Raw genomic sequence first — 14249 nt, 5'->3', positions numbered from 1 at the left:
ATGTAAGCGATGGAATTGTCGTCGATATAATCTGGCTATTTGTTGTTCTCTGTGTTGCCACAACGGCGTTTTAAATCGGTATTGGCGACCTCGAAACTAATCATTAATAACTTGCTCGATGATAGTCGTGACCTATAGAGCTATCGGTCTGTTTTTTCCGGAAACTGTTTATCTACCTGTTGCTTCAGATGCTGGTAGCGCTCCCACTGATGATGGTTGGCGGTAAGGTGTGCAATGCGTTGTAAGGCGGTTTGGCATTGCTTTTCGTATTCCTTCCGAAATCCATCGAGGCGAGCTTTTTTTAAAATGGACTGTATCAGGTTCAGATTGATACCGGGATGTCGTCCCGACAGGGTTTGAGCGTCGAGGAAGTAGTCGATAGCCTCATCGAAACTGTCAGCCTTAAAGGCTTCGATGCCTTTTTTGTTAAGCTCCGCCGCGCGCTTTCTTTGGATGTTGCTAACGGGCTCATCCAGGATCTCATTAACAAGTGAGGTTAGCTCACTATTATTGTTGTCGACGACTAATTCGTTGAGAAGCTGTTCGCCTCGCTCATTGCTACCAGCTTGCAACAAGGTCTTACCCAGCTCCAGTTGCAGTGATTCGCGCCTATCGGAAGGCAGTTGTTCGAGTAATTCTCCAGCTTCTTGCAAGGCTTTGTCGGCGTCCTCGGTGTTGTTCTGGTTGATGTGTACCTGCGCTTCTACGATAGCGCTCTCCATCTGTATCTGCGGACTGTCACCAAAACGCTGTCGTGCCCGATCGACCATTTGCATGGCTTCTCTGGCCAGGCGACTACCAGATTCGGAATTGCCGCCGGCACTTTCTCCAAGGCAGCGGGCCAGGTTGAGATAGTGGTCCGGCGCTTCAAGGCAGGAATGCTGGCTCAGTCTGACGGTTGACCGCCACGCCTCGGTAGCAGTATCGAGATCTTCATTTTTCTGGCTGAGATTGGCAAGCGATTGTTGGCGTTCCAGGTAATGGGGGGAGATCGAAATGGCACGCTCAAGTGCCTTTTGTGCAGCCCTGGGGGCCATTAATGCGCGGTGACATTCCGCCATCAGATCACAAGCGCGTGCCAGATGAGGGCTTTTTATCAGCAGCTCTTCCAGTAGGGTAATGGCATCTTCAAAGCGCTTCTCATGCATAGCGACCTGTGCGAGCAATAGCCGAGGCAGGTCCTGTTGTCGCCCCTTGAGCAACTCATCGCAAGTCAGTTTAGCCCCCGGGTAGTCACCGGTTTTGATTTGCAGTTCGGCCAGTTGCTGCAGGCACCAGCTGCGATAGCGGCCGGGTTGATTCGCTTTTTGCTGGCACAGTTGCAGGGCTTGCTGATCGTTGTGTTGGTCCAGGGCGCTGAGGATGGGGGCCAGTTCATCTTGTTTGGAGAAAAAGGATTCCAGCCGTTTGTGGAGCAGAGCCTGAGTGAATGGCTTGGAAATATAACCGTCTGGGCTGTATTCCAGAGCACCCAGTACCATCTCGCGATTGGTTTCGGCGCTGATCATGATAAATAAGGTTTTGCGGGTCAGGATATCCAGATGTTGCAGTTCTTCCAGAACCTGCTGACCGTTTTTACCCTGCCCCAGATTGTAATCGCAAAGGATGGCATCGTAGGTTTTTTCCCTGCATAACCGGACCGCATCTCGCCCATTGCTGACGATATCGATATCGTGAATGCCAATGCTGTTAAGCATTCGCTTCAATGACAGTCGAAAATTTTCGAAGTCATCGACGATCAGCAAGCGTTTGGTGTCGTAGGTGACCATAGTGCGATAATAGGTCTCGATTCAGGATTAGTTTCGGTATTCCTTCACCCCGTCTTGTGTGCCCAGCAACAGCAAATCAGCCGGGCGTACAGCGAACAGGCCATTGGTGACTACCCCGGTGAGGTTGTTGATCTGCTCCTCCAGTGTCGTGGCCACAGTGATCTGTAGATTATGTACATCAAGAATCAGGTTACCGTTGTCGGTCACAAAACCGTCGCGATAGACAGGATCGCCGCCAAGTTTAACCAGCTCTCGGGCAACGTAGCTGCGCGACATGGGAATCACTTCCACCGGCAATGGAAAGCTACCCAAAACCGGAACCAGCTTGCTTTCATCGGCGATACAAATGAATTCTTCGGCCACTGCTGCAACTATTTTTTCCCGGGTCAGCGCGCCACCGCCTCCCTTGATCAGCTCGAGGCGGTCGTTGCTTTCATCGGCACCATCAATATAGAACTGGATACTGTTGACGCTATTCAGGTCGTAGACGGGAATGCCGTGGGACTTGAGGCGCTCAGCGCTGGCCTCTGAACTGGCTACCGCCCCGTCAAAAAGCTGTTTGACGTCAGCCAGGGCATCGATAAAGCAGTTGGCCGTCGAGCCGGTACCAATGCCGATAATGGATTCTCGTTCCAGCTTGGGGCGGATGGCCTCGAGGGCTGCGTTGGCTACGGCTTGTTTGAGCTCGTCCTGATTCATGGAAGTACCTGTGTTGAAGAGGAAAAATCGAGGGGCCAAGTATACCTCTGCAGCCCTGTCTGAAAAACCGTGGTGTCCTTATCGTACTGATGCCGTTTTACCAGTATAGCGATGAAATAGCAGGGTACGTCTACCGATAAACGGCTTATTGCTATGGGACATTTTATCGGCCCCGGTGAGTAAGACTGGGCGCCATTGCAATTGTTCGGGGGTGCCCTAGAATGGAGCGGATTTTACCCGATTCTGAAGTTGACTCGATGCCCCAGAAATATATCAAGAAGATTCTCGAAGCCCGTGTGTACGATGTCGCCGTAGAGACACCGATTCATGAGGCGCCTTTCCTGTCCGAGCGTTTGCAAAATAATGTGCTGTTGAAGCGCGAGGACCTGCAACCGGTGTTCTCTTTTAAAATTCGCGGAGCTTACAACAAGGTTTCCCAGTTGAGTGCCGAAGAGCGGGCCCGAGGAGTGATCGCGGCCTCGGCTGGCAATCATGCCCAGGGCTTGGCACTGGCGGCCAAGCGCTTGGGTATCAAGTCGATTATTGTCATGCCCAAGACAACCCCGGATATCAAGGTGCAGGCGGTCAAGGCGCGTGGCGCTCGGGTTATTTTGCATGGCGATGCCTTCGATGAAGCGCTGGCTTACTCGCAAAGACTGGTCGAGGAGAAGGGCTATGTGTATATCCATCCTTACGATGATGTCGATACCATCGCTGGTCAGGGAACTGTGGCGATGGAGATTTTGCGTCAATACAGTGATCCTATCGACGCTATCTTTGTGCCGGTGGGTGGCGGTGGCTTGATTGCCGGCATTGGTGCTTATATCAAATACCTGCGACCTGAAATCAAGATTATCGGGGTTGAGTATGAGGAGTCGGCTTGCTTGAAAGCCGCACTGGAGAAGAAGCGTCGCGTGACACTTTCTCAGGTCGGGATTTTTGCCGATGGCGTGGCTGTGGCCCAGATCGGCAAAGAAACCTACCGGGTGTGTAAAGAGGTCGTCGATGAGGTGATCACGGTCAACGCTGATGAAATCTGTGCTGCCGTGAAGGATATCTACGACGACACGCGCTCAATCGCCGAGCCAGCGGGTGCACTTGGGGTGGCGGGCATTAAACGCTATGTCGAGCGGGAAGCTGTTCGGGGGCAAACCCTGATAGCGATCGATAGTGGTGCTAACGTAAACTTTGACCGATTGCGCTACATCTCCGAGCGAGCCGAATTGGGGGAAAAGCGCGAGGCGATCATTGCGGTCACCATTCCGGAACATCCGGGCAGTTTCCGCAAGTTTTGTCATACCCTTGGCAAGCGAGCCATCACCGAGTTTAACTACCGCTATCACGACTCAGAACAGGCGCGCATCTTTGTCGGTGTGCAGACCAAGCCTGATACCGATACCCGGGAAGACCTGGTAGCGCTGCTGGATAACGCCGGATACCCGGTCGAAGACCTGACAGAAAATGAGATTGCCAAACTGCATGTGCGCCATATGGGAGGCGGTCATGCACCCGAGGGTAACAATGAGATCGTGTACCGCTTCGAATTTCCGGAGCGGCCAGGAGCCTTGCTTAATTTTCTCAACAAGCTCGGTGAGCGCTGGAATATCTCGATGTTCCATTACCGTAACCATGGTGCCGCCTACGGTCGGGTGTTGATCGGCATGCAGGTACCTCCGGCTGACAAGCATGAGGTTGAGCAGTTCCTGGATCTGATTGGCTACCACTATTGGGAAGAGAGTGATAATCGGGCTTACCAGTTGTTTTTGGGCTAGAGCCCCCGTGTAGCTGGCGGTTCAGTCTGTGACCGGGGTCTGTGCAAAGACCCCGGGCTTGGTCTATGGTTGATTCTAAAGGGGTTGTAAGATAAATTTTTAACGGTTAATCAAGAATAAAAATAACAATAACAAAACAACGAGAACAGATAGTCGCATGAATCGTGTTCCTGCCAGTTATTTATCTGCTTTAGTAGAGCTTGCCCAGCAGCAAGGTGTGCCTCAAACCGAACTGTTTCATCCTGACGACCTCAGGCGAGGTGAGCTTCCGGTTGAGTTTGCGTCTATTGATGAAATCAGCTTTAACCAGGCGCTTAATTTCCTCAAAGCCCGCAGCGGCCGCTATCCCCTGATGCTTGAATATGGCAAGTTACTCGCGCATCAACTCAGTGAGCCCTACTTGAGGGGCGAGGTTGAGGGCGCTTATAGCCTGCGTGATGCGATCTTGAAAGAGTTCTGCGGAGATAACCCGTTACTCGATTTCAGTCTGCAAGAGCGTGGAGATCGTAGCCGACTGGCTTTATTGGCGCCGCGAATGGTCGATGCCGAAGTGGTGGAGTTCAAGCTCAGGACGCTGTACCGCTTTATTCTGTGTTTGTGCGAACTGGAGCGAGATGAGATTTCAGTCGAGTTCAGTCACACCGTCCCCGTCTATGGCGCAGACACCCAATCGGCGTTTGCTTCCGAGTTGCGTTTCTCTCGTACCTATAACGAACTGATTATCGCCAGTGAGCAGTTGGCTCGTCCCTTGCCCGGTCAGGCGGCAAGAAACAACCATAATGGTGATCCGGCGATTAAGCGCCTGCGGGACAATCATCCCCTGATTCGAGACACGCTCGACTTTATCGAGCTCAACCTGTCCAAGGTGCCGCTCAAAATTGAGGATGCGGCAGGCGAGTTTAATATGAGTCCCCGTACTCTTCAGCGTCACCTTAAGCGTCATGAAATTACCTTTGTGCAGTTGCGTGATTGCGTGAAGAAACACCACTCGTTACGAATGCTCCAAGACCACCGCCTTAATCTGGCTTCTATCTCCGACCAGCTGGGCTTCGCCGATGTCAGTGGTTTTCACCACGCCTTCAAGCGTTGGACGGGCCATTCCCCCAAGGAGTATCGCCAACGCTATTGCGTGTGATACTTCAACCTGTCGATGGGCAATATGTGAGACTTATCACATAACTTGTCGCGATAATAATTGAAATGCTGAGACTTTTTCGCTTTACTGGTGAGCGCTTGAGTAAGTAGTGAGCAGAATGTCACAGCTTCTCTTCTGGAATAAGGGTACAGTTTGGCCTTGTTCTTAAGGGGTTATCGTTGTGATTACCACTCTACTCAAAACGTTGTACCTCGGGATGGGGTGCGATCTGATGCCAGTGAAGGCTCAATCGCAGGGTGTATAAAAATGACGAAGAAAAAACCCGATTTTTTAATGGTAGTAATGCTTATTTTTGGCCTGGGTGTGCTTAGTACAGGCTTTGCCGGTGTAGCTCAATCTGTATCTGAAGTTCCTGCCGTCGAGCAGGTGTCTACCGCTATGGATACTGATCAGGCTGCCCGGTAAACGCGCGTATCCGTAACGATTTTGCTCAGTGGGATATCCCAGCTATCACAAGGCAATGCGTCAACTCGCTGGCATTCGTGTGCCAGTCCGACCAAAGCAGGGCGGCGTATCGGTTTTTCCTGGTGCAGGAAGCTGAGGCTACGATCGTAATAGCCTCCCCCCATGCCCAGCCGATTGCCGGCGGGATCGAAACCCACTAACGGCATCAGGATCAAGTCGAGGCTCCAGGTGGGTCGGTGCTGGCCGTGATGCTGGGCGGGCTCGTCGATACCGTAACAGTTGGCTTCCAAGTGGGTTGTCCGATGATACGGGGTAAACCAGAGCTCGTTATGAGAGCCGGGTTTAAGTACCGGCAAATAACAGTGTTTACCCATTCGCCAGGCTTGCTGGAACACCGGTGAGGGATCTATTTCGCCATCATTGGCCAGGTACAGAGCAATATGCTGGCTGCGTAAAAAGACAGGGTGAGAGATCAGTTGGGCGCAGAGTCTGGCGCTGGCTTGACGTTGCTGCTGTGCCGATAGGGCGTTGCGACGCTGTCGTAGTTCGCGGCGCAGTTCTGGGCGAGATAGTTGGGTCATAAGAAATGGAAAAACTCCCCGGTTTGCCGCGGCCATAGAGGCCCTTGAACCCTTGGCTCAAGGTGGAGACTGCTGTAATACGTTGGGCTTTCCACTACGAGGTGGACTTGCACGCCAGTATTAACGAGGAGCCGCCGATGCATCAATTATCGGCTCAGGGACGTTGTGGCTCGCAAACAGACCAGGGAGCTTGAGGTCATTATAGCGGTTGCGGATTGGCGCTGGCCACTGTTTTCAAACACAATCCTGATCGTCAAGGGCAGCGCCCTACAGTAGCGGGTTTACAGTTCCAGCTGACGGGTATTTTGCAGTGCGACCTCGAGTTTTTTAATCATCTGTTCGATGCGCTCTTTGCGCTCCGGATCCGAATCGGCTTTCGTGCCGTCTCCAGTCGTATCATTGAGCAGCTCGTAGGTAATGTTAAGAGCGGCCATGACGGCGATACGTTCCAGGCCGATGGTTTTACCGCTGCGGCGTATCTCGCGCATCTTGGTATCCAGGTAGTTGGCTGCGCTCAGCAGTGCGTTACGCTCGTCATCGGCACAGGCGACCCGATACTCCTTGTCGAGAATCTGGACGCTGGCTGTGTTGGGGGGATCCTGACTCATAGTTCCGTATCCAGTGCCTTAAGGCGGGTAATCATCGCCTCAACCTTGGTGCGGGCGAGTTCGTTCTTTTCGATGAGCAGGGCGCGCTCTTCACGCAGGCCATGCTCGCTTGAGCGCAACAGGTTGTTCTCCTGTTTGAGTTCATCGCAGAGTGCGATTAGCTCATCCACCTTGGTGGAGAGATTGTCGATCTGGCTGTCGTCCATCGGATTTCATTCGCCGCTTGATTTGATCGAATACTATAGGGCAGCGGCCCGCAGGGGGTCAATCATCGGTACAGTGTCGGGCGTTGAAATGGTAGCATTGAGAGCTTGTGCACATTCGTGATGGAAAGCCTGAATTCGATGATAAAGCCAATTTTGAGCGGCCAGAATAATGCCGTAGATTTTGATGACCTCTGCAACCTCTTCGTTGAGCTGGAAAGCTGCAATGCCCCGGCCGAGCTGCACGGCATTATGTGCGGGCAGCTGGCGGCGGGAAAACGACTGAGCGCCAACGAATGGATTGCCCTGGCTATTGAGCAGATGCAACTGAGCGAATTACCCGATGCGGCCCGAGCCATGTTACAGGCATTTTACGACCAAACCCTGAAGCAACTATTGGGCGGTGAGTTTGGCTTGCGCCTGCTATTGCCCGATGAAGAGGACGAGATCGAGATTCGGGCCGAAGCCCTCGGGCAGTGGTGCCATGGCTTCCTTGGTGGGTTCGGTCTGGCCAGCCCGAAGGCGGACGCGCTCTCTGAAGAGGTGGTCGGTGTACTCCAGGATTTCGCCGAGATAGCCCAGATCCAACTGGATATGGAAGAGTCGGAAGAGAACGAAGTCAGCCTGATGGAAGTCTCTGAATACGTGCGAATGGGCGCCCTGGTGGTGTTTTCGGAATGCAATCCCGAAGCGCCGGTGATCAAGCCCCCAAGCACCTCCTTGCATTAACAGGGCTGCTCATACCGATATCCTGAGTTGTTCCGGTTTCAGCACGCACCTCTTACCTGTCCAGATGTAACCTAGCCCATGATGAAAATCAGCAAAAAAGAATACGCCCGCCGCCGCCAGCAGTTGATGGCGCAGATGGAAGATAACAGCATTGCCATTTTACCTTCTGCCCCGGTTCATATTCGTAATCGCGATGTCGAGCACCTGTTTCGACAAGACAGCGATTTCTACTACCTGGGCGGTTTTCCGGAGCCGGACTCGGTCCTGGTCTTGATCCCCGGTCGCGAGCATGGCGAGACGGTGCTGTTTTGTCGCGAACGTGATCCGGCCATGGAGCTATGGCATGGCTACCGTTATGGGCCCGATGGTGCTATCGATCAATTTGGTATGGACGATGCTTTTCCCATTGGGGATATTGATGAAATCCTGCCTGGGCTGATTGAAGGGCGTGACCGCGTCTATTACGCCATGGGCTGCAACCGGGATTTTGACAACCAGATTATGAGTTGGGTCAACACCATCAAATCCAAGGCCAGCCAGGGGGCACACCCTCCGGGCGAATTCCTGGCGCTGGATCACCTGCTGCACGACTTGCGGCTGTATAAGAGTGCCGGCGAGATCAAGTTGATGCGCGAAGCCGGCGCTATCTCGGCCCGGGGCCATATTCGTGCGATGGAGTTGTGTCAGCCCGGGGTCTACGAGTATCAGCTGGAGGCCGAACTGAATCATGAATTCCAGCGCAGTGGCTCGCGCTGGCCCGCCTATCCGTCCATTGTGGGCAGCGGCAAGAACGGCTGCATATTGCACTACACCGAAAATGACGCGGTCGTTCGTAATAATGATCTGGTATTGATCGATGCCGGTTGTGAGCTGGACTACTACGCTGCCGACATCACCCGTACTTTCCCGGCTAACGGCACGTTCAACAAAGAACAGCGGGCACTCTACGAACTGGTGCTGAAGTCGCAACTGGCGGCGATCGAGCAGGTGCAGCCCGGTAACCACTGGAACGACCCCCACGAAGTCGTGGTGGAGGTATTGACCGAAGGCTTGCTCGAGCTGGGCCTTCTCCAAGGTGAGCTTTCAGAATTGATTGAAACAGAGGCTTACAAGCCCTTCTTTATGCACCGTACTGGTCATTGGTTGGGAATGGATGTCCATGATGTTGGTGACTACAAAGTAGGTGGTGAATGGCGCGTACTGGAACCTGGTATGGTGCTGACAATCGAGCCCGGTCTCTACATTGCCCCCGATGAGGCATCGGTTGCCAAGCGTTGGCGAGGCATCGGCATTCGCATTGAGGATGATGTGCTGGTGACCCGCGACGGTTTCGAAGTTTTGTCGGCAGGGGCTCCCAAGACGGTCGATGAAATTGAGACCCTGATGGCTGCCGCACGTGAACGTCGTGAGGCGTGTGCATGAAGCACTACGACCTGCTGATCATTGGTGGTGGCATGGTAGGAGCCAGCCTTGCTTGTGCCTTGCGCCCCTTGATTCGCAGGCAAGGGCTGACGCTGGGCATCATTGAATCCCAGCCCCTGACCAATGACCCCGGCGTACTGCAACCCAGTTACGACGCCCGTTCTACCGCGCTGGCCTGGGGCACGCGGGAGATATACGAAGAGCTGGGTTTGTGGTCGGCGCTGAGCCGCAATGTCACCCCCATTCGCAGTGTGCATGTGTCCGATCGAGGCCATTTTGGCATGAGCCGTCTCGAGCACGAAGAGATGGGCGTTGAGGCGCTGGGGTATGTGGTTGAAAACCGCTGGTTAGGTTCGGTGTTGCAGTCCGATTTGCAGTCTGATTCAACCATCGAATGGATCGCCCCGGCTCGGGTTAACCGCTTGCGAGCCGGCGATACCGGTATGTTGCTGGAGCTGGACAAGCAAGGAGAAACAGAAACGCTCAGCGCCGACCTGACGATTCTGGCCGATGGCGGTCGCTCCGGACTGGCGCAGCAACTGGGTATTGGTGAGCGCAGCAATGCCTATCAGCAGCGAGCACTAATCGCCAATGTCACGACCAGTAAGCCCCATCAGGGGGTGGCTTACGAGCGTTTCACCGACCAGGGCCCGATGGCATTACTGCCCTTGTCGGATGGCCGCAGTGCTCTGGTGTGGACCTTGCCGGAGGATGAGGCGGATGCTGTTCTGTCGCTTGACGACTCGGCGTTTTTACAGCGTTTGCAAAGCCGTTTCGGCTATCGCCTGGGACGGTTACAGCGGGTCGGTGAGCGTTTTAGCTACCCATTGAGTCTCAAGTGGACCAGCGAGCAGGTGCGTCCCGGATTGGTGGTGTTGGGTAATGCGGCCCATAGCTTGCACCCGGTGGCAGGACAGGGCTATAACCTGGCCCTGCGGGACCTGATGACCCTGGTACGAGTGTTGGAGCAGGGGGTGGCCGAAGGGAAGCCCCTCGGTGAGCTGAGCCTGCTGAGCCACTATGTCGCATTGCAGCAGCAAGACCAGACGCGCACGGTCGGTTTCAGTGATCGGGTGGTGCGTCTGTTTTCTAACCAGCAACCACTGCTCAATCAGGTACGAGGTCTGGGCTTGCTAGGGTTGGAGCTGAGCCCAGGGCTGAAGCACTGGTTTACCCGCCAGGCCATGGGTCTGGTTGGGGAACCCGGGCATTCCCGGTTCGATTAATAAAGTCAGGGCCGATCAATAAAGTCGGGTGCGATAAAGGGCAGGAAACGGGCTAGGTGAATACAGCGATGCAAACAACATTCGATCTGATTATCGTCGGTGGCGGTATGGTAGGCAGTGCGCTGGCCTGCGCGCTTCGTGACGCCTCTTTGCGAATAGCCCTGATCGATGGCGGCCCCCTGCAGCGGGATAATTCGCCACAGAATGAGCATGAATTTGACCCTCGAGTCAGCGCTCTGACTGTCTCTTCCCAGCGCTTTCTGGAGCATCTGGGTGCCTGGTCGCTGATGGTCGATGAACGGGTCAGCCCCTATCGGCATATGCAGGTATGGGATGGCTTGGGAACCGGCCACATAGAGTTCCATGCCGATCAGATTCAGCATCCCGTATTGGGTCATATCGTGGAAAACTCAGTGACTCAGGCCGCGCTGCTGGATCGTCTGCAAACCCAGGACAACCTCAGCTTGCTGGCCGGTGAGCGCTTGCAAACCTTGCTTGACGATGGCGAACTGGGGCCAAGGTTGCGGCTCGAATCCGGACTGGAGCTGGAGGCCCGTCTGCTGGTCGCTGCCGATGGGGCCAACTCCCAGCTGCGGGCTTGCGCCGGGTTTGCGATGCGTGAGTGGGATTATCTCCACCAGGGTATTGTCACCACGGTGGAGGTGAGCGAGTCCCACCGCAAGACCGCCTGGCAGAGTTTTCTGGAAACCGGTCCGCTGGCTTTCTTGCCGCTTCCGGACAGCGACGATGGGCGCCATTTTTGTTCCATCGTCTGGTCCAATGTACCCGACCAGGCTGAGCGCTTGATGGCGTTGGACGATAGCAGCTTTTGCCAGGAGCTGGAGCGGGCCATCGAAGGTCGCCTGGGCTCCGTGCTGACAACCGACCAGCGTTACTGCATCCCATTTCGTCAGCGCCATGCCGTCGATTATGTGATGCCCGGCATTGCCTTGATCGGCGATGCCGCTCACACTATCCACCCGCTGGCCGGGCAGGGCGTTAATCTGGGCTTGATGGATGCTGCCGCGCTGGCTGAAGTCATCCTGCATGCCCATGAGCGGGGCGATGATATTGCGCGTCTCGCGGTGTTGCAGCGGTATCAACGTCAACGCAAGGGCGCCAATCTGTCGATGATGGGCGCCATGGAATTCTTCGAACGTCTGTTTCATGATCGCTCGATGCCGCTGCGTTTGTTGCGTAACAGTGGCATGAATTGGGTGGATGGTGCCCCTATGATCAAGCAGCAGTTGATCCGTCGGGCCATGGGGCTGCAAGGGGATATTCCCCGCTTGGCTCGTTAATTGTTTTTTTATGGCCCATTTCGGGCGCGCAGGTTGTAGTCGCGTATGAACCAGACCCTGTTCTTTGTTGATCAGCATCGTCATTTCTTTAAGCCCCTGAGCGGCAAATACCGGGAAGGTGTGGCCCAGTGCCTGCGGGCGCTCTATAACCATGTGTACGGCTCCATGGCCGACTACGGTCATCATCTTGGGCGCTCACAGGTGATCGATCTGTTCGCCGAGGCTCTGGCCCTGGCGCCAGCGCTGGACGATGAAAGCGGCGAGACTGGCACGGTTGCCGACCACGAAGCCGATGCCGAATTGGCCGGGTTACGTGGCGAGCGGGAACGGGCCGGTTGGGTGCTCAACCGTTTGATTGAGCAGGGCTGGATCGAGCAGCTGTTCGATGAAGTGAACTTGCAAGGCAGTTACCGTTTTACTCGCAACGGACGTTTGTTTGCCCAGCCGCTGGTGGATGTCGAGCAACAACGTTTTCGCACTCGCCATCGTAACACGCGCAATACGCGTAACGCCCTGCGGGCTTTTTACGAGCGCGGTGAAATCCATGATCTGCTCGATGCCTGGGAATTTTCCGAGCGTATCATCAGCGACTTTTCCGATCTGGTTACGGAGCTGGAAGATCGCAAGCGTCAATTGGTTATGGCGGTTGAGCAACAGTTGGTGGTACAGCAGGCCAGCGAAGAATTTTTTGACTACATGGACACCCGTTTCGAACCCGATATCGCCGTACGCCTGTCCGCCGATAGCGTGGAAAAATACCGCGAAGAGATCAACCGACTGCTCCGCGGCATCAAACGCAAGGACAGTACCTTCAAGGTCGAAGCGGAAAAACAGCTGCGTACCTCCTTGCCCGATTATGTCGAGGATCGTCGGCAATCGCTGCTGATGCAGGTGCTCGAAGGGGTCGAGCTGCGGGTGCGTAACGCCTGCGAAGTGATGCTGCCCCAGGTTCGCCAGGCCTTGCAAAGTTACACCCAGCGGGCCGACATTATTATTCGTCAAATGACCTACCTGGCCAGCCAGCAACGTGCCGATATTCAACAGGTGTGCGAGCGTATGCAACAGCTGCCGCCAGCAGTGCAACAACAACGCTTGCAACGCGCGGCCGAACAGCTGGCCGGTGTCTCTATTAATCTGCTCGATCCGGCTTCCGTCAAATTGCGCGAGCGTCGCAGTTTGCGGCGTGTTCAGACCCGGCTAGAAGGGGACGTGGAGATGGATCAGGAAGCGCGCCAGCAAGCTTTTATCAAAGAGGCGTTAGACAAAGCTTTTGTCATTAACTCCCGGACCAGCCGCCGTTATTTGAGTGAACAGCTGGCTGCCGGTGAGCGTATTCGCAGCGACCAGTTGCCCGTTACCGATGCCATTCAATTGCTGTCTCGCACGCACCTGATCGAGCTGGCGTCGATCAATGACCGCTCCAGCGAGCAACGCATTTGCGTTCGTTTCTTTAACGACGATGAATCAACCGTCGCTAGCCCCGACCATGATTTTTTTACACGCGCCGATTGTTTTGAAATCTGGTGCGAGGAGATAAACAAGCCGTGATAACTGATCTGTTGCAGGAACAGCTGGGCAAGCAGCAGCTGGAGCTGAGTGCTTTTCAGCAAGTCGTACAACGACTGCTGGACTACGGCGTCATTTGCCGGGACGAAAGCCAGACCGAGCAGGAACTCTACGACCGTTACCTGCGCATTAAATCTCTGGTGGACGATTACCTGCGGGTGATCGGTGTGCGGGTCCAGCATGATGATCTGTTTCATTATCTGCGGCTCTATCCCCCTGGTGCCCAGGTGCCGGGCATGGACGATGAAGATCAGGGTTTCAGCGGCTTCCGTACCCGCCCGGGTCAGGGCGAGGTGGCCTTGCTGTTGGTATTGCGCAGCCAGTACGAACAGCAATTGCGCGAGGGCCAAATCGATGATCGGGGTTGTGCCATGGTGTCACTGGAGTCGGTCAGCATCGCCATGAAGAGCTTGCTCAACCGCACGTTGCCGTTACAGAGCACCGATCGTCGCGCGCTGTTTCGTGCCCTTAAACGCATGCGAGTGATTCAATTTGGCCAGGAAGAGATGTTGGACAGTGGCGAAGCCTGGTTGCGTATTCGGCCGATGATCACCTCGCTGGTGAGTCATGAAGTGCTGCAGGGTTTGCTCGAACCCGAAGCCCCAAGTCTGGAAAGCGAGTGTGAGAGCGAGCCCGATCAGGATGAACAGAACCCGTCACCGAATCCCGATCAAATCAAGGACAGTCGCAGTGAAGGCTCGTCTGATGCTGCGCTACATACCGCTGAGCCGTTGTCCGATAATAATGATAAGGATGAACTGAAGCAGTCCGAAAAAGGAATACCCTCATCTCTATTTGGTGGAGAGTCCTAG

Annotated in this window: 14 protein-coding genes and 1 other RNA gene; 9 read left to right on the top strand and 6 right to left on the bottom strand. The window is 54.7% G+C overall.

Annotated features, from left to right (window positions below; all coding sequences use genetic code 11):
* Positions 1-140: 140 nt before the first annotated feature.
* Positions 141-1769, bottom strand: a complete 1629-nt coding sequence (locus MIB40_RS09365; RefSeq protein WP_249693334.1) for a tetratricopeptide repeat-containing response regulator — start codon at positions 1767-1769, stop codon at positions 141-143.
* A 27-nt stretch (positions 1770-1796) separates the two neighbouring features.
* Entirely contained in the window at positions 1797-2468 is a 672-nt protein-coding gene (rpiA, locus tag MIB40_RS09360) for a ribose-5-phosphate isomerase RpiA (RefSeq protein ID WP_249693333.1), read from the bottom strand.
* A 257-nt stretch (positions 2469-2725) separates the two neighbouring features.
* On the opposite strand from rpiA, the gene ilvA reads away from it, so the two are divergent.
* The 3 genes from ilvA (at position 2726) to MIB40_RS09345 (ending at position 5801) form a co-directional block, all read left to right on the top strand.
* A complete protein-coding gene (gene ilvA / locus MIB40_RS09355; protein WP_249693376.1) occupies positions 2726-4240 on the top strand; it encodes a threonine ammonia-lyase, biosynthetic in 1515 nt (504 codons plus the stop codon).
* Between the two features lie 157 nt (positions 4241-4397).
* Complete coding sequence (locus MIB40_RS09350; protein WP_249693332.1) at positions 4398-5375, top strand: helix-turn-helix transcriptional regulator; 978 nt, start codon at positions 4398-4400, stop codon at positions 5373-5375.
* A gap of 267 nt (positions 5376-5642) precedes the next feature.
* The gene (locus MIB40_RS09345; RefSeq protein ID WP_249693331.1) at positions 5643-5801 is read left to right on the top strand and encodes a hypothetical protein; all 159 of its coding nucleotides are present in this window, start codon (positions 5643-5645) and stop codon (positions 5799-5801) included.
* Here the strand turns inward: MIB40_RS09345 and MIB40_RS09340 are convergent.
* The 4 genes from MIB40_RS09340 to MIB40_RS09325 all read right to left on the bottom strand — a co-directional run bounded on the left by MIB40_RS09340 (position 5786) and on the right by MIB40_RS09325 (position 7196).
* Positions 5786-6382, bottom strand: coding sequence for a 5-formyltetrahydrofolate cyclo-ligase (locus MIB40_RS09340; RefSeq protein ID WP_249693330.1), 597 nt, complete (start codon positions 6380-6382; stop codon positions 5786-5788). The two genes, MIB40_RS09345 and MIB40_RS09340, sit on opposite strands and share 16 nt — an antisense overlap.
* A gap of 11 nt (positions 6383-6393) precedes the next feature.
* Positions 6394-6573: non-coding RNA, 6S RNA (gene ssrS, locus MIB40_RS09335), on the bottom strand.
* 90 nt (positions 6574-6663) lie between these two features.
* Entirely contained in the window at positions 6664-6990 is a 327-nt protein-coding gene (locus MIB40_RS09330) for a cell division protein ZapA (protein WP_249693328.1), read from the bottom strand.
* A complete protein-coding gene (locus tag MIB40_RS09325; protein WP_249693326.1) occupies positions 6987-7196 on the bottom strand; it encodes a TIGR02449 family protein in 210 nt (69 codons plus the stop codon). The genes MIB40_RS09330 and MIB40_RS09325 overlap by 4 nt, the downstream gene beginning before the upstream one ends.
* Positions 7197-7334: 138 nt before the next feature.
* Between MIB40_RS09325 and MIB40_RS09320 the strand changes: the two genes are divergently transcribed.
* The 6 genes from MIB40_RS09320 (at position 7335) to MIB40_RS09295 (ending at position 14249) form a co-directional block, all read left to right on the top strand.
* Positions 7335-7922, top strand: a complete 588-nt coding sequence (locus MIB40_RS09320; protein ID WP_249693324.1) for a UPF0149 family protein — start codon at positions 7335-7337, stop codon at positions 7920-7922.
* Between the two features lie 81 nt (positions 7923-8003).
* Complete coding sequence (gene pepP, locus MIB40_RS09315) at positions 8004-9344, top strand: Xaa-Pro aminopeptidase (protein ID WP_249693373.1); 1341 nt, start codon at positions 8004-8006, stop codon at positions 9342-9344.
* Positions 9341-10570, top strand: a complete 1230-nt coding sequence (gene ubiH / locus MIB40_RS09310) for a 2-octaprenyl-6-methoxyphenyl hydroxylase (protein ID WP_249693322.1) — start codon at positions 9341-9343, stop codon at positions 10568-10570. Before pepP ends, ubiH begins: the two co-directional genes overlap by 4 nt.
* Before the next feature lie 68 nt (positions 10571-10638).
* Positions 10639-11871 (top strand): FAD-dependent monooxygenase, encoded by a 1233-nt coding sequence (locus MIB40_RS09305; RefSeq protein WP_249693319.1) that lies wholly within the window; start codon positions 10639-10641, stop codon positions 11869-11871.
* A 45-nt stretch (positions 11872-11916) separates the two neighbouring features.
* A complete protein-coding gene (locus tag MIB40_RS09300) occupies positions 11917-13419 on the top strand; it encodes a Wadjet anti-phage system protein JetA family protein (RefSeq protein ID WP_249693318.1) in 1503 nt (500 codons plus the stop codon).
* A complete protein-coding gene (locus MIB40_RS09295; protein WP_249693317.1) occupies positions 13416-14249 on the top strand; it encodes a DUF4194 domain-containing protein in 834 nt (277 codons plus the stop codon). The genes MIB40_RS09300 and MIB40_RS09295 overlap by 4 nt, the downstream gene beginning before the upstream one ends.

The sequence above is a fragment of the Aestuariirhabdus haliotis genome, from assembly GCF_023509475.1.
In the GTDB taxonomy this organism is placed as follows: Bacteria; Pseudomonadota; Gammaproteobacteria; order Pseudomonadales; family Aestuariirhabdaceae; genus Aestuariirhabdus; species Aestuariirhabdus haliotis.
Note: the sequence above shows the minus strand (reverse complement) of the source record. Positions and strands in the feature narration are given on the sequence as shown.

Coding starts and splice junctions, on each gene's coding strand:
- MIB40_RS09305 (WP_249693319.1), top strand. CDS start 10,639: ATGCAAACAACATTCGATCTGATTATCGTCGGTGGCGGTATGGTAGGC.
- ubiH (WP_249693322.1), top strand. CDS start 9,341: ATGAAGCACTACGACCTGCTGATCATTGGTGGTGGCATGGTAGGAGCC.
- ilvA (WP_249693376.1), top strand. CDS start 2,726: ATGCCCCAGAAATATATCAAGAAGATTCTCGAAGCCCGTGTGTACGAT.
- MIB40_RS09365 (WP_249693334.1), bottom strand. CDS start 1,769: ATGGTCACCTACGACACCAAACGCTTGCTGATCGTCGATGACTTCGAA.
- rpiA (WP_249693333.1), bottom strand. CDS start 2,468: ATGAATCAGGACGAGCTCAAACAAGCCGTAGCCAACGCAGCCCTCGAG.
- MIB40_RS09330 (WP_249693328.1), bottom strand. CDS start 6,990: ATGAGTCAGGATCCCCCCAACACAGCCAGCGTCCAGATTCTCGACAAG.
- MIB40_RS09320 (WP_249693324.1), top strand. CDS start 7,335: ATGATAAAGCCAATTTTGAGCGGCCAGAATAATGCCGTAGATTTTGAT.
- MIB40_RS09350 (WP_249693332.1), top strand. CDS start 4,398: ATGAATCGTGTTCCTGCCAGTTATTTATCTGCTTTAGTAGAGCTTGCC.
- MIB40_RS09340 (WP_249693330.1), bottom strand. CDS start 6,382: ATGACCCAACTATCTCGCCCAGAACTGCGCCGCGAACTACGACAGCGT.
- pepP (WP_249693373.1), top strand. CDS start 8,004: ATGAAAATCAGCAAAAAAGAATACGCCCGCCGCCGCCAGCAGTTGATG.
- MIB40_RS09300 (WP_249693318.1), top strand. CDS start 11,917: ATGAACCAGACCCTGTTCTTTGTTGATCAGCATCGTCATTTCTTTAAG.
- MIB40_RS09345 (WP_249693331.1), top strand. CDS start 5,643: ATGACGAAGAAAAAACCCGATTTTTTAATGGTAGTAATGCTTATTTTT.
- MIB40_RS09325 (WP_249693326.1), bottom strand. CDS start 7,196: ATGGACGACAGCCAGATCGACAATCTCTCCACCAAGGTGGATGAGCTA.